Raw genomic sequence first — 19,987 nt, 5'->3', positions numbered from 1 at the left:
ACTACCGGACCTGTTCTCGCACTCGACGATGGAGTGTTCGAGCTTCCGGGAATCGGTCCCCTGTGGGTCTGGGTACACACCTGTCCCGACCAGCGCTGCAAATGTCGTGAGGCGCTGATCCTTGCCTCGGACGAAAGTCGTGACGCGTTGCTCACGCGCGGCCTGCGCGTGCGCGAAGCCTGGCAAGCCGGCCACGGATACGTCGCCGCCGCGGCAGCGATCGAAGGACTCACGTCCTTCATGCTGAATATCGACGCCGTCACGCCTGCGGACCTTCACGGCCAGGCACTGGCAGCAACGGATGTGGAGCCTCGCATTGCTGCCATCGTCGACCGCCTCCAGGGTGATGTTCTCGATGACATCGCCAGACTGTGGGTCCTCGGCAAAGGTTATCCGGATCAACGGGAAGTCGTTCTCGCTGCCAAGACGATTGAGGTTTCTGCCTGGCAACCAGGCGACATGGTGGCTTACCGCGACGTTTTCAATTGGGTTCGGCGCGACCGGTATTTGTTCGACGGTGACCCGGGAGTCTTCGAAGCATTCGATGGCTATTGCATCAACCCGGCGTGCGATTGTGGCGACGTCGTCGTGCAGTTCTACCAGTTGGCGACTGCCGGGGACCCCCAGCCGGTTGGAGAGGTTGCGGTGAATTTGTCTGGTCGGATTGAGTTCATACCTGAGCCGGGGCACGACGCCACCCTCGATCGGCTCTGGGCGGCTTACGGCAAGCGCCACCCGGCATACCTGGCGTGCCTCGCGCAGCGGAACGCGGACATGAAATGCATAGGGAAGAAGAGAGAGTCATTGCATCGTCCAAAAATCGGCCGCAATGAGCCGTGTCCGTGTGGCTCCGGCAAGAAATATAAGCGGTGTTGCGCCGACGCGATCCCTGACTGACCAGAATGAACCCACAATTGCTCTCCGCGCTCATCTGGTGCGATGCAACACCTCCCCCTCGATTATCCCGGTGAAGGTTTGCAGGCACGTGTGCGAATGGGCGCCGACACGCATCCCCTGGCCGGGCGATTCACGGCACGTACCAGTCAGGCGTTCTTGTCCTGGCTCGGGAGGGGCACCATGATCGCTTGTCCCGGCGGCGAGCAACCCGCGTCGCAACATCGTCCGGGTTGGCGATTACGGGTGATCGAACGCGACTCATCGTGGAGTACGCCGCGGTCGAGAAGCCTTTCGACCAGTTCGACCTTGCTGCCCAGCGGGTAGTTACGCCAGATCTCCTGCTTCATGGCGGCCGGTGAGCCGCCGCCATGCAGGCTGATCACCGAGTACCAGCCGCCCTGGTACGAAGCGGTCAGGTCTTCGATGAAGCGCGCCACCTCGATCCGCTTGTCGTAGGGTACGTCCGGGTTGGCGCGCAGGACTTCGGCCAGTGTCGCGGCGGTCGCCGGGTTGTGGTCTTCGTCCGGTCCGGGCAGGGCGACGATCAAACCGCCCGACACTTCGTGCGCCAGGCGGTGCATGTCGTAGATCTGGGTGGCCAGCAGGAGCTTGCCGATGTTGGCAAAAACAGGCTCGGGCATGAAGCTGCCACTGTACGGGTCGCTGCTGCCATAGACGCTGGCGGCGACGCCGCAGGCGAAAAAGCCTTCGGTGATCTTGATCAGTTCGACCATCGGTTCGCGCAGGCTGGCTGTTCTGCCCGGATCGAAGCCGTTGGCCTCGCACATCAGCGCGCCGGCACCGATCAGCAGGTCGCCAAAGCCAGCCCTCGCGGCGATGCAACTGTGCCGATGGTGCGTCGCGTAGTGGTAGGTCAGCGAAGCTGAGTGCTCCCACTCGCCAGCAAAGAAGACGCGCTCCCAGGGGACGAAGACGCGGTCGAGGATGACCACGGCGGTCGATTGCCCGTAACGCCGTGAAAACAGCGCAGCTCCGTGTTCGACCTTCTCGCCAGGGCGGCCTGCCGGGCGGGCGACGATGGTCACCCCCGGGGCATCGACCGGCAAGGCGCAACAAACGGCGAAGTCGGCATCGGCGGGGGTCATGTTGCGGCTCGGCATGACCAGGAGTTCGTGCATGTACGGCGCGCCCGTGACAATCGCCTTGGTTCCGGAGATGACGATTCCCTTCGCCGTGCGCTCGACGACATGCACATAGGTATCCGGGTTGGCCTGCTGGTGTGGACGTTTGGAGCGCTCGCCCTTGGCGTCGGTCATGGCGATTCCCAGCGCCAGGTCGCGATCCTGCACATCTTCGAGGTAAGCGGCGAAACGGGAACGGTGTTCGCTGCCGCCGCGCGCGTCGTCGATCCGGGCGGCTACCTGATGGAGGGCATTCAGCGCGTCGTGCGCCAGGTAGCGCTGCGCACAGCCGGTCTCCTGACACAGGATGCGCACCGCCTCGAGCTTGTTCAACAGGTCGCCTGAAGACTCGTTGATGTGCAGCATGCGGTTGACCGTTCGTCCGCTGGCCGATTGCACGGCGGTCATCAGCGGCGATTTTGCGGCGTCGAGGGCGAAATCGTAGGTCACTGCCAGGGCGTTGATTCCCGGCTGCAGCGCGGGCGCATCGGCGACCGATTCGATCAGTTCGCCGTCGACGTAGACCGTCGGCCGGTAGCACCGCAGCGACTCGCGGTACTCGGCGCCGTTCATCATTCGCGTGAGGCCCTTCGCCGCTCGTGGTCGGTGAGCAGGCGCTTGCGGATGCGGATGCTCTTCGGCGTGATTTCGACCAGCTCATCGTCGTTGATGAATTCGACCGCGGACTCGAGCGTCAGCGCGACCGGCGGCACCAGTCGAACTGCCTCGTCGGTTCCAGAAGAACGGATGTTGGTCAGTTGCTTGCCTTTGATCGGATTGACGACCAGGTCGTTCTCGCGGCTGTGGATGCCGATCACCATTCCCTCATAGAGCCTGTCGCCCGGAACGGTGAACATCCGGCCGCGCTCCTGTAGCTTCCAAAGTGCATAGGCGACGGCCTCGCCCTTCTCGCCTGAAATCAGGACGCCGTTGCGGCGGCCCGAAATGTCGCCCTTGACCGGGGCGTACTCGTCGAAAACGTGACTCACCAGTCCGGTGCCGCGCGTCAGGTTCATCACCTCGCCCTGGAAGCCGATCAGGCCGCGCGCCGGGATGCGGTACTCGAGGCGGACGCGGCCGCGTCCATCGGAGGACATGTCCTGCAGGTCGCCACGCCGATAGCCCAGCGCCTCCATGACTGCGCCCTGGTGCGCTTCCTCGACGTCGAGGGTCAGCATTTCATAGGGCTCGCACTGCTCGCCTTCGATTTCCTTGAGAATCACCCGTGGACGGCCGACCGCCAGCTCGTAACCCTCGCGGCGCATGGTTTCAAGGAGAATCGTCAGGTGCAGCTCGCCGCGCCCGGAAACCAGAAAACTGTCGGTGTCTGTCGTTTCTTCGACGCGCAGCGCCATGTTGGTCAGCAACTCCTTGCGCAGTCGCTCGCCGATCTGCCGGCTGGTGACGAACTTGCCTTCAGTACCGGCGTAGGGCGAGTTGTTGACCATGAAAGTCATGTTCAGCGTCGGCTCGTCGATCTTCAGCATCGGCAGCGCTTCGGGTCGCTCGACATCGGTGATCGTGCAGCCGATCGACAGGTCGTCGATGCCGGTGACCAGCACGATGTCGCCGGCCAGTGCTTCGTCCATCGATACCCGTTCCAGCCCCTGGAAGCCGAAGACCTGGCCGACCTTGGCCGCCTTCGGCGAGCCATGCTCGAACTTGCCGGCGGCATCGGCCTGGCCATACATGACGATCACCTGCTGGGCCGGCTTCAGGCGTCCGCGCTGAATGCGGCCGATGCCGATGCGTCCGACGTAGCTCGAGTAATCCAGCGCCGAGATCTGCAGTTGCAGCGGCCCGTCGATCTCGTCGGCGTGCGGAGGCGAAACATGCTTGAGGATGGTGTCGAACATCGGCCGCATGTTCGGCGAGGGCTTGGCCAGGTCGAGTGTCGCATAGCCGTTGATCGCCGACGCGTAGATCACCGGGAAATCGAGCTGCTGGTCATTGGCACCGAGTTTGTCGAACAGGTCGAAAGTGTGATCGACGACCCAGTCAGGCCGGGCACCGTCGCGGTCGATCTTGTTCACCACGACGATCGGCTTCAGACCGAGGGCCAGCGCCTTCTTGGTGACGAAGCGCGTCTGCGGCATCGGCCCTTCAACGGCATCGACCAGCAGCAGGACGCCATCGACCATCGACAGCACTCGTTCCACTTCGCCGCCGAAGTCGGCGTGCCCCGGCGTGTCGACGATGTTGATATGCACGCCCAGATAGTCTACCGCCAGATTCTTGGCCAGGATCGTGATCCCGCGCTCTTTCTCGAGGTCGTTCGAGTCCATCATCCGTTCGGTGATGTGCTGGTGGGCCGAGAAAGTGCCGGCCTGGACCAGCAGCTTGTCGACCAGGGTGGTCTTGCCGTGGTCGACGTGGGCAATGATGGCGATGTTACGGACGGCGCGGGACATAGAGGGTCAAGCCTTTCAGGAAGGGCCAGTAGTCTAGCACAGGACGCCGTTCCTGCTGCGCTGCAAAAAGGCCGTGATGGCTCAGGCGGGTTGATTGCGCGTGAAATCGGCGGTGCTGTAGAACGACGACAGCAGCTTTTCGCGCGCGGGTTGGTCAATACCGACCGACTCCATGGCCAGAAACATGCACGCGACCCACTGATCACGCTCGGCTTCACCGATGGCAAAGGGCATGTGACCGCGGCGCAGCATCGGATGGCCGATTTCTACCCGCAGCGACTGCTGCTGTGCCGCGGCTTCTCGTCTGACATTCTGCTGGGTGAAGAAGCGCTTGGCGCTGCCCCCGGATGTGGCGACAGAAATGCTGCGGCGCAACATAAAGTGTTGACAACTCCTTTTGGATTGATACAATACATCCTTGTTGCGTCGCAGCAATTTGACTCTGGCGGGTTCGCCTGAGCAAGGTGCAAAAAGTTTGCAATCTCAAGGAGAGTACCGTGTACAACGTAGCAGAGAAATTTACCAGTACCAACAAGGCGGGTCTGGAAGCCCTGAATACCATCATCAACACTTCGCTGACGGGAATCGGCGCGCTGGCCACCTTGAATCTTCAGACGGCACGTGCTTTCGCCGAGCGCGGCGCCGAGAACTTCGCCGCGCTGTCGGAGGTGAGGGATCTGGCCGGTCTGAAGGCGCTGCAAAAGCCGATGGCCATGGCTGCACTTGACCAGTCGATGGCCTACTCGCGTCGTGCCTACAAGATCTGCAACGAGTCATCGAGTGCGGTCGTCCAGGTCTTCGAAGGCCACCTTCGCCAGGTTGGTGGCGACCTCTTCGCGGCGATCAATGACGGTCGCCAGAATCTGCCGCCGGCTGTCGGCTTTGCCGCCGCGACAGCGAAGTCGCTGATGGCCGCGGCCAAGCAGGTCTATGGTCAGGCGAGTGAGGTCGGCAGGCAGGTGGCGGACAGCGCTCAGGCAAGTGCGACGGCGGCCGGCGAGTCGGCGGTCAAGCTGCTCGCCAAGCCGGCCTGACGCTGCCGCGGTCGCGGCTTGTCAGCGCGCGTAGTTGCAGTTCGACCCGATGCCAAGGCATCGGGTTTTTGCGTCTGATGGCGGCGGCAGCGAGCGACCTTCCCTGACTGGTCGGCGCCGAGCCACGATGACCAGCCGTCATTGCGCAACCCTGATTGTTGCGCCGAGAAAGACTGGCAATTGCCAGAACGGGTTCTGCGGCGCACACTATGCTGGTTTTCGGATTGGCGAAGGCATTTTTGGGAGTAGTCAGATGAGCGAAACGATTCTTGGTTACCTGAGGGCCAATGCAGAGCAGCTTGACGTCGATATGGCCGAGGCGCTCAACATTCCACTCGCCGAGCTTCGCGATGAGGTTGCGCGGCTCGCGGCGGCGGGCGATGTGATTTGTTGCAAGGTGACGCGTTTCATCGAGGGCCGGAAAATCGAGGGAATCAGTTGTCGGCTGTCCTGCGACCTGCCGACTCCGTCGCGAGGTCGGAAGCCAGGGGTCAAGAAGGATGACGACGCGGAAGCCACCGCGTATTGACCGGATTTGAGCGGCTGGAACCTGGCCGGCCCTGACGCCGGGGTCGTGCGCGGTTCTGCTCCTTGCGACGGCGGCTCAGCGGGTCCCCCCGTTGAACGCCGACGCTGCTTCGGCTATCTGAGCAGATGCAGATTGAAGTGGCCCTTGATGAACTCCTGGAATTTCTCGACGCCCTTGAGGGCGATCTGCAGCCGGCCCAGCTCCATCATGTTCAGGCGTTCGAGCGCGACGTAGTTGTCCGGCTTGCGCCCTTCGCGAACCGCCTCCACCTGCCCGCGCAGGCGCATCAGAACGAGAAAGTCGAAGCTCTCGGCGATGTTATCGGCGATTTTCTTGCTCAGCACCTTGTCCTTGACCAGCGCTTCGAGGCGCTGGTGGGTGCTCCCCTTGAGCTTGCCGGCCTGAATGGCCAGCGCCTTGACGCCCTCGGAAATGGCAAAGATTCCTGCTTTCTTGATCTCCAGCATACCGGAATGGTCACCGTCCTTCTCACCCTTGATCTTGCCGAACCAGCCGATCGGGGGCGCGAAGCGCAGCGTATTCTCGACCATGCGCATCAGGAACAGCTTGTCCCGCTGTACGTACTTGTACACTTGCGCTTTCAGTTCGTGCTCGAAACACGGGTCGCCGTAGATCGTCCGAATGTCGACAAACGTTCCGCAACTGAGGACGTTGTTCGGCGTCGGTGCCTGTAGCCAGCGGTCGAGCTGCTCTCTCCATGTGCCCAGACTTCGCCGCCACTCCTCCTTGTTGGCCATGATTCCGCCAGGGCAGGGGGGGATGCCGATGGTGATCAAGGAGCCGATCAAGACCTGCGAGAACTCTTCGATCTGCCTAATCTCGTCGGCTCCGAGTTCGTCGCCATAGACGATGGCATTGTCCTGATCGGTGAGCAGCGTCTGCTCGCCCCGTCCTTCGCTGCCGAGAACCACCACGGCGAAGCGCTCCGGCAAATCGGCAAAACGGTCCTCGCGCAGCAGCGTAATCAGACGTAGCAGGATCTGGTCGTTGAGGTGGGCAATCATGCGCACCACGTCGCGCGTGCGCGTGCCGCTACCGCTGAGATGCAGGACCAGGCTCTGGATTCGCGAGTACACCGCTTTCAGTTCGCCGAGATCGCTGGTCCTCTCGATGTCGAGCACCAGTTGCTGTGGCGAGTGCGACTGCAGGCGGATGATGTCGCTGTCGGTGATGATACCCGACAGTTTTCCCTTGCCATCGACCACCGCCAGACGATGGATGTTCTGGCGCGACATCCGGTACAGCGCTTCGTAGAGCAGATCGCTCTCGCCAATCACCGACAGCGGGCTATTCATGATCGCCCTGACCGTGAGAGTCGAGGGGTCGGCGCCGGAAGCGACTACCTTGTTACGCAGATCGCGGTCGGTCATGATGCCCACCGGCAGCTTGTTTGCGCAAACCACGACGCTCGAAATGTTCTTCTCGCGCATGATCCTGACCACGTCGACGAGCGCGTCATCGGGTCCGCAGGTGACCACCGTGCGCTGGCAGAAGTCCTTTACGGGGCGAAAAAACTGACCTTCTTCAGCCATCGGTCGCTGCTCCCTGTGCTTGACTTTCTTGTTCCGCCAGCGTACACGCGGTGTCCGCTGCGGCCAAAATCACACTACTTCATCTTGCCGCCCTTCGCAGAGGCCGTCTTGCACATCGAACCGCTCTGCATCAGCATTGACTTCGGGGTCGTCAGACTCGCCTGATAGGCAGCGATGGCAACCAACTGAGCATCGTCGTATTTCGTGATGACCCTGAACATTTCCGGTGGGACATCGCGTCGCTTTGCAGCACGGATTTCAGTCATCTGACGCAACAGATACTGCCATCGGGATTTCCACTTCCCATCGGCAGATGGCAGGCTGCACAGTACTCTTCGTATTCCGCCTGGCCTGCCTTGGCATTGCCCGTGAGCCTGAGTGCCTCGACCTTCTCGGTGGGGGAGGTGTTCCCCTTGTAGTCCCGGATCTCGATGTCAGCCTTTTTTTCGGCGGGTGGCTGCGCCAGCGCAAAAGCGGGAATCAGCGCCACAAAGAAAGCAAAAGTGAGCGGCTTGTACATTAGGTGAGTCCTCCAGTGAGAATCAAGGGCAATACCAGAACATGCCCAAGCAGTATCGTCGGTGTATGTACCTCGGTCAAGCAGTGCTTCTCACTTTGGTTATTCTGCCGGAGGCAGCGAGGTTGGGGTGAGCTGGCGAACCCCAACAACCCACCAGCTCGCGCTCGCCATAAACCGGCGATGCTCTGTTGACCAGTGCGCTTATGGCGCATCGAGCGAAGATTGGCACCGTGTTGGCGTTCGCCAGCTCACCCCAACGGACTTTCAGGAGCTGAACGGGCCTTTTCGCGGTCCGCGGTCGTGCGCTGCTCGCCGTCACGCGCCTTTGCCTGCCGGTGCAGTGCTGCTTTGGCGAGCAGGTGCGCCGTTACTGGCGCGGTGATGAACAGGAAGAAGAGGATCGCCAGTTCGTGCAGGCTCACCCCCCTGTCAGGCCGGGTCGAGAAGAAGATCGCCGAAGCGAGTAGCAGCGCGCCGACACCGAGCGTCGTCGCCTTGGTTGGTCCGTGCAGGCGGGTCAGGAAATCGGGCAGGCGCGCCAGGCCGATCGAGCCGAGCAGGACGAACAGCGCGCCGAGGACAATCAGCGCGGCGACAGCATATTCGGTGGCCGTACTCATCGTGCTCATTCGATGATGTCTCCGCGCAAGAGAAACTTGCACAGCGCGACGGTGCCGACGAAGCCGAGCAACGCAAGCAGCAGCGCGGCCTCGAAATAAGCGGTGCTGGCAGTGCTGATGCCGAACAGCACGAGCAGCGCAATGGCATTGATGCCCAGCGTGTCGAGCGCCAGAATGCGGTCGGTAGTGTCCGGGCCGCGTAGCAGTCGATAGACGTTGAGCGCCAGCGCCGCGCCGATGAGGACGAAGGCGATCTCGACGGCAGTATTCACATTCAGCATGCGAAGATCTCCTTGAGCGGCTTTTCGTAACGATCCTTGATCTCGCGTACCAGTGCCTGCGGGTCAGGCGCGTCGAGGGCATGGACCAGTAGAATCCAGCGCTGCCGGTCGACGTCGATAGACACCGTGCCGGGGGTCAGCGACACGACGCTGGCCAGCAAGGTGGCGACAAACGGGTCGCGCAGATCGAGCGGTACCTCGACGAAGGCCGGCGACAGGCGGTGCAGCGGCCCGATGACCAGGCGCGCGACCCGCCAGTTGGCAGTGACGATGTCGAGCGCGAAGATACCGAGGAAGCGCAGTGCCGGCCAGGGCCGGACGAGGCGCGGCGGGTCCGGCCAGAAGGGCCTCGTCACCAGCGGCACAGCGAGCGCCAATAGACCGCCAAACAACAGCAGCCCGAGCGAGGCGGCATTGGTGATCACCACCCACAGCAAGAGAACGGTCAGCGACAGGAGCGGGCGCGGGAAGAACCTGCGCATCATCGTGCCTCCTCGCCGCCGTTCTTCGCCGCTGTCGGCGCGAGAACGCCGGCCACGTAAGCGCCAGGCGTATGCAGTTGGTTCGCTGCGCGTTCGGCGTAATCGGCCAGCGGGCGGGCGAACAGGGCCAGCAGTGGGCCGGCGGCGACGAGCAGCAGGGTCGCCGTTGCTCTCTGCCAGGCGATGCCCTCGGCCGGCGGCTGTCCGGCCAGCGCCTCGTGCTCCCAGATCAGCAGGCAACCGTCGCGGGCCAGCGCGATCATGACGATGAAGCTCGAAGCCAGCAAGACCACCCAGATGGCCACCCAGATCGCCGTTCCGGAGCTGACCGCACGCAGCGTCGTCAGCAGCATCAGTTTGCCGACGAAGCCCGAGAAAGGCGGCAGCCCGGCGACCGTTGTCGCCAGGATCAGGAAGGCGATCTTCACCCAGATCGCTGGCTGTGGCCCGGCCTTGAAGTAATCGCTGGCCCCACCGCGCTGGTCGGCGATGACTCCGGCCAGGAGGAAGAAAGCAGCGCCGGCCAGCGTCGATTGCACGAGGTAGTAGAGCGCTGCTGCGTCGACTGGCGCACTCGCTTGCGCTGGCGTGATCAGCAGGGTAGCCGCTGACAACAGGACTAGCCAGGCAGCCAGTGCCCGCAGCCGGGCCGCAGCGAGAACGCCGAGTGCCGCGAAGACGACGGTGGCCAGCGCCAGCGTGGTCAGCCATCGGTCGAGCAGATCGGGGATCGCTGGAGTCAGGGCGATGGCCTGGACGCGCAGGATGGCGACGATGCCGACCTTGGTCATGATCGCGAACAGCGCGGCGACCGGCGCGCCGGCGGCGGTGTAGGTAGGCGGCAGCCAGAAGGACAGCGGCAATAGCCCGGCCTTGAGAACGAAGACGGCGATCAGCAGGGCGAACGCCAGTCGGGCCAGTGCCTGGTCGTGTCCGGCGAGCGGCAGGCGAGACGCCAGATCAGCCAGGTTCAAGGTGCCGAGCGTGCCGTAGAGCAGCCCGAGGGCGATCAGGAAGAGCGCCGACCCGACCAGGTTGAGCACCACGTAGCTGATCCCTGCGCGCGTCCTCGCCAGCCCGCCGCCGTGCGCCAGCAAGGCGTACGAGGCGAGCAGCATCACTTCGAAGAAGACGAACAGATTGAACAGGTCGCCGGTCAGGAAAGCGCCACTCAAGCCGACCAACTGGAACTGGAAGAGCGGGTGGAAATGCCGTCCGCGCGCGTCGAAGCCGGCGCTCGCATAAAGCAGTGCGAGGAAGCCGAGGACGGCGGTGAGCAGGGTCATCCCCGCTGCCAGCCGATCGACGACCAGCACGATGCCGAAAGGTGCCGGCCAGTCACCGAGTGCGTAGACACGTAACACGCCGTCGTCGGCGAGCAGCACCAGCCAGGCAGTGACGACCACCAGCAGCGCTGTCGTCAGCAGCCCGACGATGCGCTGGAAAGCCAGTCGATCGGTCGCCATTTGCAGCAGGGCGGCGGCAAAGGGGATGAGGATCGGCAGGATCGGCGCATGCGCGTTCATCGCGGATCTTTCGAGCGCTCTTGGCAGCGCTCCTTGGCCGTGTCGACGTGATCACTACCCGACTCGGCGAGCGCACGCAAGGCCAGCATCGCCAGATAGGCGGTCATTCCGAAACCGATCACGATCGCCGTCAGCACCAGTGCCTGCGGCAAGGGATCGGTGTAACTGGCGCCGGCGCGGATCAGCGGCGGCGCGCCTAGCCGCAGGCGGCCGCTGGCAAAGAGAAAGAGATTGACGGCATACGAGAGCAGCGTCAGGCCGAGCAGTACCGGGAAGGTGCGGGCACGCAGGATGAGGAACACACCACAGGCGGTGAGCACCGCGACGGCGATGGCCAGCAGATCCTCCATCAGACTTCCTCAATCTGGCTGCGGGCACGCAGCGACAAACTGCCGAGTCCCGCGAGGACGGTCAGTACCACCGTCACCACGACGACGTAGACGCCGAGATCGAAGACCATCGCCGAAGCGAGTTCGAGGTCACCGATCAGCGGCAACTGCACATGACCATGGGCGCTGGTCAGGAACGGGCGACCAAACAGCCAGCTCGTCAGCCCGATGCCGGCTGCCAGAAAGAGCCCCAGGGCCAGTAGCCTGACCGCGTGGCGTGGCATTCGCGGCTGTGCGAAGGCGATGCCGTTGGCCAGATACTGCATGACCAGCGCGACACTGGTGATCAGGCCGGCGACGAAACCGCCACCCGGGACGTTATGCCCGCGCAGGAAGAGGTAGACCGATACGGTCAGCGACAGGGGTAGCAAGGGGCGCATCAGCATCGACAGGAAAAGCGGGTGTGCTTCCGCGGCCCAGGGCCGGCCGTCAGCGTCGTGCTGCGGTGCCAGCAGGACCAGGCGGTCGAGCAGTGCGTGCGCGGCGAGGCCGACCATCGCCAGTACGGTGATTTCGCCGAGAGTATCGAAACCACGAAAATCGACCAGGATCACATTGACGACGTTGGCGCCGCCGCCGCCGGGAAGCGATTGCTGCAGATAGAATCCCGACATCGTCTCGAACGGCGACGCGAGCATCTGCAGGGTGACCAGACCGAGGCCGCCACCGGCGAGCAGCGCCAGCAGCAGGTCGCGGCTCAGTCGGCGGGCACTGCTCCTGGGCGCGCTGCGCGGCGGCAGATAGTAGAGCACCAGGAGCAGCAGAATGATCGTCCCCATTTCGACGGCGAGCTGGGTCAGCGCCAGGTCGGGGGCCGACAGGCGAATGAAGATCAGCGTTACGACCAGGCCGACGACGCTGACCAGAATCACTGCCAGCAGCCGTTCCCGGTACAGCGCGGTGGCTCCCAGCGCGCCGAGCAGCAGAACGAGCAGCGCGCCGACCGCTGCCTCGTCGGCTGGTTGACCGGGCAAGCGGACGTCGGCGCTCGGTCCCGAAACAAAAGCCCAGCCGCCGAGCAGCACGATGAAGCTGACCAGCAGGGCGCTGTAGCGTTGCAGCGAGCCGTTGTCCAGCACGGCCAGCGTGCGGCGCGCGCCCGCGGCGAGGGCGCGATAGAAACGCTCGAAGGCCGTGCGCGGGTGCAGCGGCGGCAAGTGCGCCTGCCAGGCGAAAAGAGGGCGACGCAGGGCATAGATCAGTACGCCGCCGGCCAGCGCCAGCGTGCTCATCAGCAAAGGCTTGTTGAAGCCGTGCCAGAGCGCCAGATGAAAGTCCGGCAGCGGCGCCTGCAGCGTGGCACCAGCGGCGGCAGCGAGCAGCGGGCCGACGGTCCATCCCGGAAAAATGCCGACCAGCAGGCAGAGCAGGACCAGTAGTTCGATCGGCGCTCGCATCCAGCGCGGCGGCTCGTGCGGCTGACGCGGCAGGTCGATCGGCTCGCCATTGAAGAAAACGTCGTGAATGAAGCGCGACGAGTAGGCGACGGCGAGCATGCCGGCGATGGTCGCAAACAGCGGCAGGGCCCAGCCGAGGGGTTCGAACTGCGGGTAGCTGATCGTTTCGGCAAAGAACATTTCCTTGCTCAGGAAGCCGTTCAGCAGCGGTACGCCGGCCATCGAGCCAGCCGCAATGATCGCCAGGGTGGCGGTGATCGGCATCACACGGAACATGCCATTGACGCGGCGCATGTCGCGCGTGCCGCATTCGTGGTCGATGACCCCGGCGGCCATGAACAGCGAGGCCTTGAAGATCGCGTGGTTGATGATGTGAAAGATACCGGCGACCACCGACAGCGGCGTGTCGAGCCCGAACAGGAGGGTGATCAGACCGAGATGGCTGATCGTCGAGTAGGCCAGCAGCCCCTTGATGTCATTGCGAAAAAGCGCCGTTGCGGCGGCGTAGACGAGGGTCATCGCGCCGCTGCCGCCGACCATCCAGAACCACAGGTCGCTACTGCCGAGCGCCGGGTACAGACGCGCGAGCAGGAAGACGCCGGCCTTGACCATCGTCGCCGAATGCAGATACGCCGACACCGGCGTCGGCGCCGCCATCGCGCTTGGTAGCCAGAAGTGGAAAGGAAACTGCGCCGACTTGGTGAAGGCACCGATCAGGATCAGGATCAGCGCTGGCGCGTAGAGCGCGTGTGCGCGGATCTGCTCGCCGGCAGCGAGGATCACTGTCAGCTCGAAGCTGCCGGCGATGTGGCCGAGCAGGACGATGCCGGCGAACAGCGCCAGGCCGCCACCGCCAGTGACCGCCAGCGCCATGCGGGCGCCGATGCGCGACTCGTACTTGTCGCTCCGGTAGGCGACGAGCAGGAACGACGACACGCTGGTAAGTTCCCAGAAAATCAGCAGCAGGAGCAGGTTTTCGGAAAGCACGATGCCGAGCATCGCGGCCATGAAGAGCAGCAGGATCGAATAGAAGCGCCCGAGACGATCGCTGGTCGGCAGATAGTAGAAGGCGTAGAGAACGACCAGCAGGCCGATGCCGAGAATCAACAGGCAGAAGAGCAGCCCGAGACCGTCGAGGCGCAGGCTCAGATCGAGTCCATAGCCCGGCAACCAGGCCAGCCGCGCGACTTCGCTATGACCGGCGAAGGCGGCCGGGGCCAGCGGCAGCAGCAACGCCAGGCAAGTGGCCATGACCGTTGCTGCTGCCAGCGTCGCCGCCGCGCGCCCGCAGCGCTGCACCAGCAGGGGCAGGCTGAAGGTGGCAAAAGCGGTGGCCGGGATGGCCGCAAGCAGAAGACTCGAATTCACACAGGCCTCATCGAGGAACGCGTTGTCCGGGTCGTCAAGCAGTGCGCCGGAGGCGCGATTATAGCGGTCCTTGCCGCTAGCTGTCGGTCGCCGGCAATCCGTCATCTTCCCGTAACATAGCAGCGTCAAGCTATATGCATTAAAAGATTCAACCGTTCAACCTGCCTTCCGACGCGAGCCCGCAGCCATGAGTGATCACTTGAGCAAACAGTTCGACCTTGAACTCGAGAACATCCGTACCCGTATCCTGCAGATGGGTGGCCTGGTCGAACGTCAGGTGCTGGCGGCGGTCGATGCCTTCAGCACCGGCAATCTGGAAGAGATGCAGCAGGTTATCGACAACGACAGCGAAGTCGATGCCTACGAAGTCGGCATCGACGAGGACTGCACCCTGCTGATCGCGCGCCGGCAACCGACCGCTCGCGACCTGCGCCTGATTATGGCCATCTCGCGCATCGTCACCGACCTCGAGCGGGTTGGCGACAAGGCGTCCAAGATCGCCAACATGTCGCGCAAGCTGCACTTGGCCGGCGGTCAGCGCATCCCGCGCTTGTCCGACGTGTACCATTCGGGAAGGCTGGCCACCGATATGCTTCAGGGCGCGCTCGATTCGCTGGCACGCCTGGATGTCGACGCCGCCCGCCATGTCATCGGCTCCGACAAGGCGATCGACGCCGCCTTCAACGCCATCTTGCGGCAACTGATCACCTATATGATGGAAGATCCACGCACGATCAGCGAGGCGCTGGACATCATCTGGATTGCCAAAGCCATCGAACGCGTCGGCGATCACGCGGCCAACATTGCCGAAAATGTGGTTTATGTGGTCAGCGGTACCGACATTCGGCACAGCGCTGCGGTCAGGAAGAAAGCGGACCAAGCGTGATGCAAGCGGTATCTAGTCTGCCGCTGATCCTTGTCGTCGAGGACGACAAGGGCATCCAGGAGCTCCTACGCTTCACGCTCGTCTGCGGCGGCTATCAGCCGCTCTGTGCCGACACCGCCGAAGAGGCCGAGACCTTGTTGCGCACCACACTGCCCGATCTGGCGCTGATCGACTGGATGCTGCCGGGTAAATCGGGTCTGGCGTTGACGGCCAGGCTGCGCAGTGATCCGCGCACGCGCAATCTGGCCGTCATCCTGCTGACCGCGCGCGGCGAGGAAAGCGACCGCGTCGCCGGACTCGAAGGCGGCGCCGACGACTACATCGTCAAGCCCTTCAGCCCGAAGGAGCTCATCGCGCGGGTGCAGGCGGTGCTGCGCCGCTGCGCTCCCGAGTTCGTCAAGGGCACCTTGAGCGCCGGCCCGATCGAACTCGACACGGTCAGTCACGAAGCGCGCGTCGACGGCCAGCGAATTACGCTGACGCCGACCGAGTTCAGGCTGCTGCGTTTCCTGATCGCCAACCCGGGGCGGGTGTACTCGCGCCAGCAACTGCTTGACAACGTCTGGGGCGATCACGTCTATATCGAAGACCGCACGGTCGACATCCACATCCGCCGCCTGCGCGTCGCCCTCGGGCCGGCGGCCGAGCAGATGGTCGAAACCGTTCGCGGAGCCGGCTACAAACTGAGCAATCGAGCCGGGGCGAACCAGATGGCGCCATGAGCCCCGGCGGGCGGTGGTTTGCGAAGACGCTGCTGACCGGCGTGTTGCCGATTGTCTCGCTGGCATTGCTCGCCGGCTTGCTTTATGGCTCGGCCTGGGGTTGGGCGGCAGCGGCGCTCGGTTTCCTGCTCGTCGTCTGCGCGCAAACCCACCGGCTATCGGTACTGCTGGCGTGGCTTGACACTCCTGGTCGTGCCGACAGCGCCCACTATCCCGATGCCGGCGGCGCCTGGGGCGAAGTTTTTCTCAAACTGTCGCGGAAACTACGCCTCGACGCCAAGAACCTCGCTGCCGTCGAGGCCAGCCTGCGGTCGTTCCGCGAGGCGATGGACGCCGTCCCCGATGGCCTGGTGATCCTTGATGGCAGCCACCGTATCCAGTGGCACAACCGCGCCGCCGAGGCGCACCTGGCAATCCACATGCCGCGTGATACCGGCGCGATCATCGAGCAACTCGTCCGCACGCCAGGGTTTGGCGACTATCTCGGCAGCCCGGACGCGACTGCTCCCTTCCTGCTCCAGTCGCCGGCGGCGCGGACGCGCATCTACGCGCTGCGCGTCGTTCCCCTGGGCGAACGGCAGAAGTTGCTGGTCAGCCTCGACGTGACCGACGCTCGCCGCGTCGAGTCGATGCGTAGCGAATTCGTCGCCAACGTGTCGCATGAGTTGCGCACGCCGCTGACCGTGGTCAGCGGTTTCCTCGAGCATTTTGCCGACGACGGCGCGATGAACGCCGATCAGCGCCAGCATTTCGCGCGTCTGATGAGCGACCAGACCGCGCGCATGCTGAGCCTGGTCGACGACCTGCTGACCCTGTCGCGGCTGGAAGCCGAAGACGCCCCGGCAAGCGAAGAGGATGTCGACATGGCCGATCTGCTGGCGCAGTTGCTGGCCGAAGCAAAAAGCCTCAGCGAAGGCCGGCACCGGATCGAGATCGCTTGCCAGGGGCCCACCTTGCGCGGCAACCGCAAGGAATTGCACAGCGCTTTTGGCAATCTGGTGTCGAATGCCATCCGCTACACCCCGGCCGGCGGCGACATCGTTATCGAATGGGCGGTGCGCCGAGGGGCCGGAGTCTTTGCGGTACGCGATTCCGGTGTCGGCATCCCCGCTGAGCACCTGCCGCGGCTGACCGAACGTTTCTACCGCGTCGATCGCGGCCGCTCGCGCGACACCGGCGGCACCGGGCTGGGGTTGGCCATCGTCAAGCACATCCTGCTGCGGCACCAGGCGAAGCTCGGGATCGAGTCGCAGGTGGGGGAGGGTAGTACTTTTCGCGCGGAGTTTCCGGGCTGGCGCTTGAAGGCGGGAGCCTGAAGAAAGTTTGGGGGTCGGGGCTTGTCGGGAGTGCAGGTAGGGTGGCGTTACCGAGTGTGGAACGCTTTGCCAGGACTGGAGGAAAAGCTGACACGTGGCCAATGGCGGTCGCCCGACCGTGGTGCTTGTGGCAAGGTGGGATGATGCACAATTGCGGGTTGAAATACTGTGTTTCGTGGTCTATATTGAATTTGTCGAGGGGGACGCGGGTTGCACATCTGGTTGAGAAGCTTGGCCGCGGAAGGTGTGAAGGTGTGTTTTTCGCGGATCCAGGTGTGTCCGTGGCCTTAGGCGCTTTAAAAAACATTCGTTGCACACAACCGGCCTTGATCATCATTCCGGCCACCTACCGGGGAGCGCCACACCGCAGTCGGGAGTGGTCTATCCGCGGCACGCAATGCCGGCGTCGCCGGCGAGACAGCGGCGCACTGGGGTGCGGCGTTTCCAGCGTCGTTCCACCCGAGGGCGCGCGTGCTCTCGCCAAATCGCCCGAGCCGTGCCGTGAGCGTGGCGCGGCCGGAACGATGATCAAGGCCCACACAACCAATGGAGAAAAACATGAACTTGACTTTGACTTGGTACCAGAAAGCGTTTGCTGGGTTACTGTTCACGTCACAACTGTTTATCTGGCCAGGACGGGTGGAAGCCAGTCCGATTTCGGGTGTCACGATTTACGTAGTTTCGAGTGAACTTACAAGTTCGAATTCAATCTATGACCGAGCAGCCATCCACGTTGTGGATGGTAGTGGGCTTGATGCCATCGGACGTCATACTAACCTCCCTGATGGTACAATGTGGGATGCAAACACATTCATCCCATCTCTCACAAACGGCCCAACAGATATAGGCCCGACAATTACGTTTAATCTCGGTTCTAAGTATGTTCTGAACAGTTTTCGTGTCTGGAATTTCAATAGTTTCCGTGATCTTAATGGGGTTCCTTATACTGAACGAAGTATTAGGAGTGTAGACATTTCTACGTCAAATGACGGAGCCAGCTATGCCAACTTAGGCGCCTTCCTGTTCTCTCAGGCACCCGGGACAAGTGACTATTTGGGCGAACTGGTGTCTCCGTTCAATGTTACAGCCCAGTTTGTACGCTTCAACATCCTAAGCAATTATGCTAATGATATGACTTTTGGGGTGGGCTTATCAGAGATTCAGTTCTTCGGCTCAAGTTCTCCCACCTCGGCTCCTGAACCTTCAACCTCACTTCTTTTTGTTACCGGCCTAATCAGCTTGCTCATCAAGAAGCATTCAAAGGGGCCATGGTCGCATGCATCACGCATGCCGCAGGGCTAAAGTGGATCCCGAAGTCAAGACAAGAATCAAGTCTGTTTAAGCTGGGTACTTGACTTCAGTCGCAGCTGGACGGCGCTGTCCCGGTTCTGCCTGTGCTTTGGTTTGTGCTGTGGCTGTTGATCTTGCTTCTGCGGGGGGAGGAGACCCCGTGGAGCGTAGCGGAACAGGGTCTCCTCCCCCCGCGCCGCCGAATTTATCGACTATCACCGCTCCACCACCGATAGCGCTCATCGGGGTCAGATCTAACATTACAACAGCTTGGTTGGGTCGTTCTTGTGTGTTGGAATGTCAGGCCCTGCGCTTGTGTGCAGTCAGGCTCGCGCGAAACGCTCTGATCGTCGGCAACAGGCGCCAAACAGGCAGTAAGCAAGTTGTTCAGAAGCAGGCGGTCAGGCGCTTTGGGTAGGTGACCCCGCCGCGTACCGCTGTGCCACAGCAAGGGAAATCACATTCCTTTCGGGACGTACCAATCGGCAGAGCTAGCGGGGTACTGCTCCCGCTGTTCCGGTCCATACTCGCATGATGCGGTAGGGCGGTGTTCCCTGGTCCTCGCCACCCGTGAAAGCCTTGGTCTTGTGCAGTTGGTTGACCGAGATATAGAGCCAGCTTTGGTCGCCAAACTTTACGCTGTCAGCCCAGTTCAGCAGGGGGTCGCGAACGAGCGGCTGCAGTACGCCCCGGGTGTCCAGACGATCGATGCCATCCTCGTTCAGATTGGTAAAGAAGTGGTTGCCGGCGGCATCGGTCGTGGCGCCATCGGAGACGGGCTTGCGCCCGATGAGGCGAATGGCGGCGGCAATTTCGGCATCGCTTCCTTGACGCAACAGGCGTGTTGGCACGGAATACCAGTGAGTTCCGGTCATCGCACCAAAATACAGTGTCTTTCCGTCAGGTGACAAAGTCAGCGGATTGACTCCCGCTTTGGCTGGCTTTCCGCCGAAGAAGGTCGGCTTGCCACCCACCCGTATTTCCGCACCTTCTTCAGCCTGCAGACTGGCATGTCCCTGAAAACGGCGAACCTTCCCATCCTCGATGCGTACGGCCAGCAGGGCCGGGTTGTTGATGTCTGCCAGGTAGATCCAGCCGCGCCCGGCATCAACGACCAGATCCTGGATGAAGCTGTCCTTGGGTGCGACAGCGCTCGGCAGGTCAATCTTCCTGACCAGCTTTCCGGTGGCGATATCAAAACCCCACAGCCGGGTCTTGCCGATATTCAGCCCCATGTCGGTGATCCACAGGCGACCCTTGCCATCCTGGGTAATGCCTAGTGGGGCATCAATGCGTGTTTCACCACGCGTTGTCGAATCGCTTTGCAGTTCAGCCGAGGGCCAGGGGCGGTAGCTTTCCGGACCGGTGATTTCGATCAATTGCAGGCCTGACGGCACATCCAGCGGATGCACGGTAGCGAAGACCCGACCGTTCGGCGTAGGGGACACATTGCCCGGCCGAATGGGCAATTCGGCGACGGTTTCGAGGGTGCCAACGGCCGGTGCGGAAATGACCAGTTGGGCACCTGCCATCAATGCGGCGCCGATGAGATTACGAAATGTGGTGAGTTGCATGCGTGACATCTCCTCTTCGGTAGTCGGTAGGGACGGCTTTCGGGTTAATC

General features: G+C 62.7%; 20 protein-coding genes. 7 read left to right on the top strand and 13 right to left on the bottom strand.

Annotation, left to right across the window (positions count from 1 at the left end; all coding sequences use genetic code 11):
* The first annotated feature begins 147 nt into the window (after positions 1–147).
* A complete protein-coding gene (locus ACCAA_RS22225; protein ID WP_245754633.1) occupies positions 148–897 on the top strand; it encodes an SEC-C metal-binding domain-containing protein in 750 nt (249 codons plus the stop codon).
* 146 nt (positions 898–1,043) lie between these two features.
* Here ACCAA_RS22225 and ACCAA_RS16800 read toward each other — a convergent pair whose 3' ends face one another.
* The 3 genes from ACCAA_RS16800 to ACCAA_RS22220 all read right to left on the bottom strand — a co-directional run bounded on the left by ACCAA_RS16800 (position 1,044) and on the right by ACCAA_RS22220 (position 4,885).
* Positions 1,044–2,615, bottom strand: a complete 1,572-nt coding sequence (locus ACCAA_RS16800) for a 4-hydroxyphenylacetate 3-hydroxylase family protein (protein WP_186408403.1) — start codon at positions 2,613–2,615, stop codon at positions 1,044–1,046.
* A complete protein-coding gene (gene typA, locus ACCAA_RS16795; protein ID WP_186408402.1) occupies positions 2,612–4,450 on the bottom strand; it encodes a translational GTPase TypA in 1,839 nt (612 codons plus the stop codon). The genes ACCAA_RS16800 and typA overlap by 4 nt, the downstream gene beginning before the upstream one ends.
* Before the next feature lie 81 nt (positions 4,451–4,531).
* A complete protein-coding gene (locus ACCAA_RS22220) occupies positions 4,532–4,885 on the bottom strand; it encodes a globin domain-containing protein (RefSeq protein ID WP_245754632.1) in 354 nt (117 codons plus the stop codon).
* Between the two features lie 62 nt (positions 4,886–4,947).
* Here ACCAA_RS22220 and ACCAA_RS16785 point away from each other — a divergent pair, with 62 nt between their 5' ends.
* Together ACCAA_RS16785 and ACCAA_RS16780 are read left to right on the top strand one after the other, a co-directional pair.
* On the top strand, positions 4,948–5,484 hold the full coding sequence (locus ACCAA_RS16785; RefSeq protein ID WP_186408401.1) for a phasin family protein: 537 nt from the start codon (positions 4,948–4,950) through the stop codon (positions 5,482–5,484).
* A 253-nt stretch (positions 5,485–5,737) separates the two neighbouring features.
* Positions 5,738–6,013 (top strand): ArsR family transcriptional regulator, encoded by a 276-nt coding sequence (locus tag ACCAA_RS16780; protein WP_186408400.1) that lies wholly within the window; start codon positions 5,738–5,740, stop codon positions 6,011–6,013.
* A 113-nt stretch (positions 6,014–6,126) separates the two neighbouring features.
* On the opposite strand, the gene ACCAA_RS16775 is transcribed toward ACCAA_RS16780, so the two are convergent.
* The 9 genes from ACCAA_RS16775 to ACCAA_RS16740 all read right to left on the bottom strand — a co-directional run bounded on the left by ACCAA_RS16775 (position 6,127) and on the right by ACCAA_RS16740 (position 14,254).
* Complete coding sequence (locus ACCAA_RS16775; protein WP_186408399.1) at positions 6,127–7,566, bottom strand: DUF294 nucleotidyltransferase-like domain-containing protein; 1,440 nt, start codon at positions 7,564–7,566, stop codon at positions 6,127–6,129.
* 74 nt (positions 7,567–7,640) lie between these two features.
* Positions 7,641–7,832, bottom strand: coding sequence for a hypothetical protein (locus ACCAA_RS22215; protein WP_245754631.1), 192 nt, complete (start codon positions 7,830–7,832; stop codon positions 7,641–7,643).
* Positions 7,829–8,086: a cytochrome c gene (locus tag ACCAA_RS22210; protein ID WP_245754630.1), complete on the bottom strand. Its 258-nt coding sequence runs from the start codon at positions 8,084–8,086 to the stop codon at positions 7,829–7,831. Before ACCAA_RS22210 ends, ACCAA_RS22215 begins: the two co-directional genes overlap by 4 nt.
* Before the next feature lie 248 nt (positions 8,087–8,334).
* Entirely contained in the window at positions 8,335–8,706 is a 372-nt protein-coding gene (locus ACCAA_RS16765; RefSeq protein ID WP_186408411.1) for a Na+/H+ antiporter subunit G, read from the bottom strand.
* Positions 8,707–8,711: 5 nt separating this feature from the next.
* Entirely contained in the window at positions 8,712–8,987 is a 276-nt protein-coding gene (locus tag ACCAA_RS16760; RefSeq protein WP_186408398.1) for a K+/H+ antiporter subunit F, read from the bottom strand.
* Positions 8,981–9,472: a Na+/H+ antiporter subunit E gene (locus tag ACCAA_RS16755; RefSeq protein ID WP_186408397.1), complete on the bottom strand. Its 492-nt coding sequence runs from the start codon at positions 9,470–9,472 to the stop codon at positions 8,981–8,983. The genes ACCAA_RS16760 and ACCAA_RS16755 overlap by 7 nt, the downstream gene beginning before the upstream one ends.
* Positions 9,469–10,995 (bottom strand): monovalent cation/H+ antiporter subunit D, encoded by a 1,527-nt coding sequence (locus ACCAA_RS16750; protein WP_186408396.1) that lies wholly within the window; start codon positions 10,993–10,995, stop codon positions 9,469–9,471. The genes ACCAA_RS16755 and ACCAA_RS16750 overlap by 4 nt, the downstream gene beginning before the upstream one ends.
* Positions 10,992–11,345 carry a Na+/H+ antiporter subunit C gene (locus tag ACCAA_RS16745; RefSeq protein ID WP_186408395.1) on the bottom strand — a complete coding sequence of 118 codons (354 nt, stop codon included), beginning with the start codon at positions 11,343–11,345 and terminating at the stop codon, positions 10,992–10,994. Before ACCAA_RS16745 ends, ACCAA_RS16750 begins: the two co-directional genes overlap by 4 nt.
* The gene (locus ACCAA_RS16740; protein ID WP_245754629.1) at positions 11,345–14,254 is read right to left on the bottom strand and encodes a monovalent cation/H+ antiporter subunit A; all 2,910 of its coding nucleotides are present in this window, start codon (positions 14,252–14,254) and stop codon (positions 11,345–11,347) included. The genes ACCAA_RS16745 and ACCAA_RS16740 overlap by 1 nt, the downstream gene beginning before the upstream one ends.
* Positions 14,255–14,336: 82 nt before the next feature.
* Between ACCAA_RS16740 and phoU the strand changes: the two genes are divergently transcribed.
* The 4 genes from phoU (at position 14,337) to ACCAA_RS16720 (ending at position 18,375) form a co-directional block, all read left to right on the top strand.
* Positions 14,337–15,035 (top strand): phosphate signaling complex protein PhoU, encoded by a 699-nt coding sequence (phoU, locus tag ACCAA_RS16735; RefSeq protein WP_186408394.1) that lies wholly within the window; start codon positions 14,337–14,339, stop codon positions 15,033–15,035.
* The gene (gene phoB, locus ACCAA_RS16730) at positions 15,035–15,757 is read left to right on the top strand and encodes a phosphate regulon transcriptional regulator PhoB (RefSeq protein WP_186408393.1); all 723 of its coding nucleotides are present in this window, start codon (positions 15,035–15,037) and stop codon (positions 15,755–15,757) included. The genes phoU and phoB overlap by 1 nt, the downstream gene beginning before the upstream one ends.
* Positions 15,754–17,073 carry a phosphate regulon sensor histidine kinase PhoR gene (gene phoR, locus ACCAA_RS16725; RefSeq protein WP_186408392.1) on the top strand — a complete coding sequence of 440 codons (1,320 nt, stop codon included), beginning with the start codon at positions 15,754–15,756 and terminating at the stop codon, positions 17,071–17,073. Before phoB ends, phoR begins: the two co-directional genes overlap by 4 nt.
* Positions 17,074–17,631: 558 nt before the next feature.
* Entirely contained in the window at positions 17,632–18,375 is a 744-nt protein-coding gene (locus ACCAA_RS16720) for a PEP-CTERM sorting domain-containing protein (RefSeq protein WP_186408391.1), read from the top strand.
* A gap of 479 nt (positions 18,376–18,854) precedes the next feature.
* Here the strand turns inward: ACCAA_RS16720 and ACCAA_RS16715 are convergent, their stop codons facing one another.
* Positions 18,855–19,937, bottom strand: a complete 1,083-nt coding sequence (locus tag ACCAA_RS16715; RefSeq protein ID WP_245754628.1) for a major royal jelly family protein — start codon at positions 19,935–19,937, stop codon at positions 18,855–18,857.
* Positions 19,938–19,987 lie beyond the last annotated feature (50 nt).

It is taken from the genome of Candidatus Accumulibacter aalborgensis (genome assembly GCF_900089955.1).
Taxonomy (GTDB): Bacteria; Pseudomonadota; Gammaproteobacteria; order Burkholderiales; family Rhodocyclaceae; genus Accumulibacter; species Accumulibacter aalborgensis.
Note: the sequence above shows the minus strand (reverse complement) of the source record. Positions and strands in the feature narration are given on the sequence as shown.

What these genes read in the sequence shown, in the direction of transcription:
- ACCAA_RS22215 (WP_245754631.1), bottom strand. Translation starts at nt 7,832, where the DNA reads ATGACTGAAATCCGTGCTGCAAAGCGACGCGATGTCCCACCGGAAATG.
- phoB (WP_186408393.1), top strand. Translation starts at nt 15,035, where the DNA reads ATGCAAGCGGTATCTAGTCTGCCGCTGATCCTTGTCGTCGAGGACGAC.
- phoU (WP_186408394.1), top strand. Translation starts at nt 14,337, where the DNA reads ATGAGTGATCACTTGAGCAAACAGTTCGACCTTGAACTCGAGAACATC.
- ACCAA_RS16720 (WP_186408391.1), top strand. Translation starts at nt 17,632, where the DNA reads ATGAACTTGACTTTGACTTGGTACCAGAAAGCGTTTGCTGGGTTACTG.
- ACCAA_RS16775 (WP_186408399.1), bottom strand. Translation starts at nt 7,566, where the DNA reads ATGGCTGAAGAAGGTCAGTTTTTTCGCCCCGTAAAGGACTTCTGCCAG.
- ACCAA_RS22210 (WP_245754630.1), bottom strand. Translation starts at nt 8,086, where the DNA reads ATGTACAAGCCGCTCACTTTTGCTTTCTTTGTGGCGCTGATTCCCGCT.
- ACCAA_RS16740 (WP_245754629.1), bottom strand. Translation starts at nt 14,254, where the DNA reads ATGACGGATTGCCGGCGACCGACAGCTAGCGGCAAGGACCGCTATAAT.
- typA (WP_186408402.1), bottom strand. Translation starts at nt 4,450, where the DNA reads ATGTCCCGCGCCGTCCGTAACATCGCCATCATTGCCCACGTCGACCAC.
- ACCAA_RS16760 (WP_186408398.1), bottom strand. Translation starts at nt 8,987, where the DNA reads ATGCTGAATGTGAATACTGCCGTCGAGATCGCCTTCGTCCTCATCGGC.
- ACCAA_RS16750 (WP_186408396.1), bottom strand. Translation starts at nt 10,995, where the DNA reads ATGAACGCGCATGCGCCGATCCTGCCGATCCTCATCCCCTTTGCCGCC.
- ACCAA_RS16780 (WP_186408400.1), top strand. Translation starts at nt 5,738, where the DNA reads ATGAGCGAAACGATTCTTGGTTACCTGAGGGCCAATGCAGAGCAGCTT.
- phoR (WP_186408392.1), top strand. Translation starts at nt 15,754, where the DNA reads ATGAGCCCCGGCGGGCGGTGGTTTGCGAAGACGCTGCTGACCGGCGTG.
- ACCAA_RS16800 (WP_186408403.1), bottom strand. Translation starts at nt 2,615, where the DNA reads ATGATGAACGGCGCCGAGTACCGCGAGTCGCTGCGGTGCTACCGGCCG.
- ACCAA_RS16765 (WP_186408411.1), bottom strand. Translation starts at nt 8,706, where the DNA reads ATGAGTACGGCCACCGAATATGCTGTCGCCGCGCTGATTGTCCTCGGC.
- ACCAA_RS16755 (WP_186408397.1), bottom strand. Translation starts at nt 9,472, where the DNA reads ATGATGCGCAGGTTCTTCCCGCGCCCGCTCCTGTCGCTGACCGTTCTC.
- ACCAA_RS16745 (WP_186408395.1), bottom strand. Translation starts at nt 11,345, where the DNA reads ATGGAGGATCTGCTGGCCATCGCCGTCGCGGTGCTCACCGCCTGTGGT.
- ACCAA_RS16715 (WP_245754628.1), bottom strand. Translation starts at nt 19,937, where the DNA reads ATGCAACTCACCACATTTCGTAATCTCATCGGCGCCGCATTGATGGCA.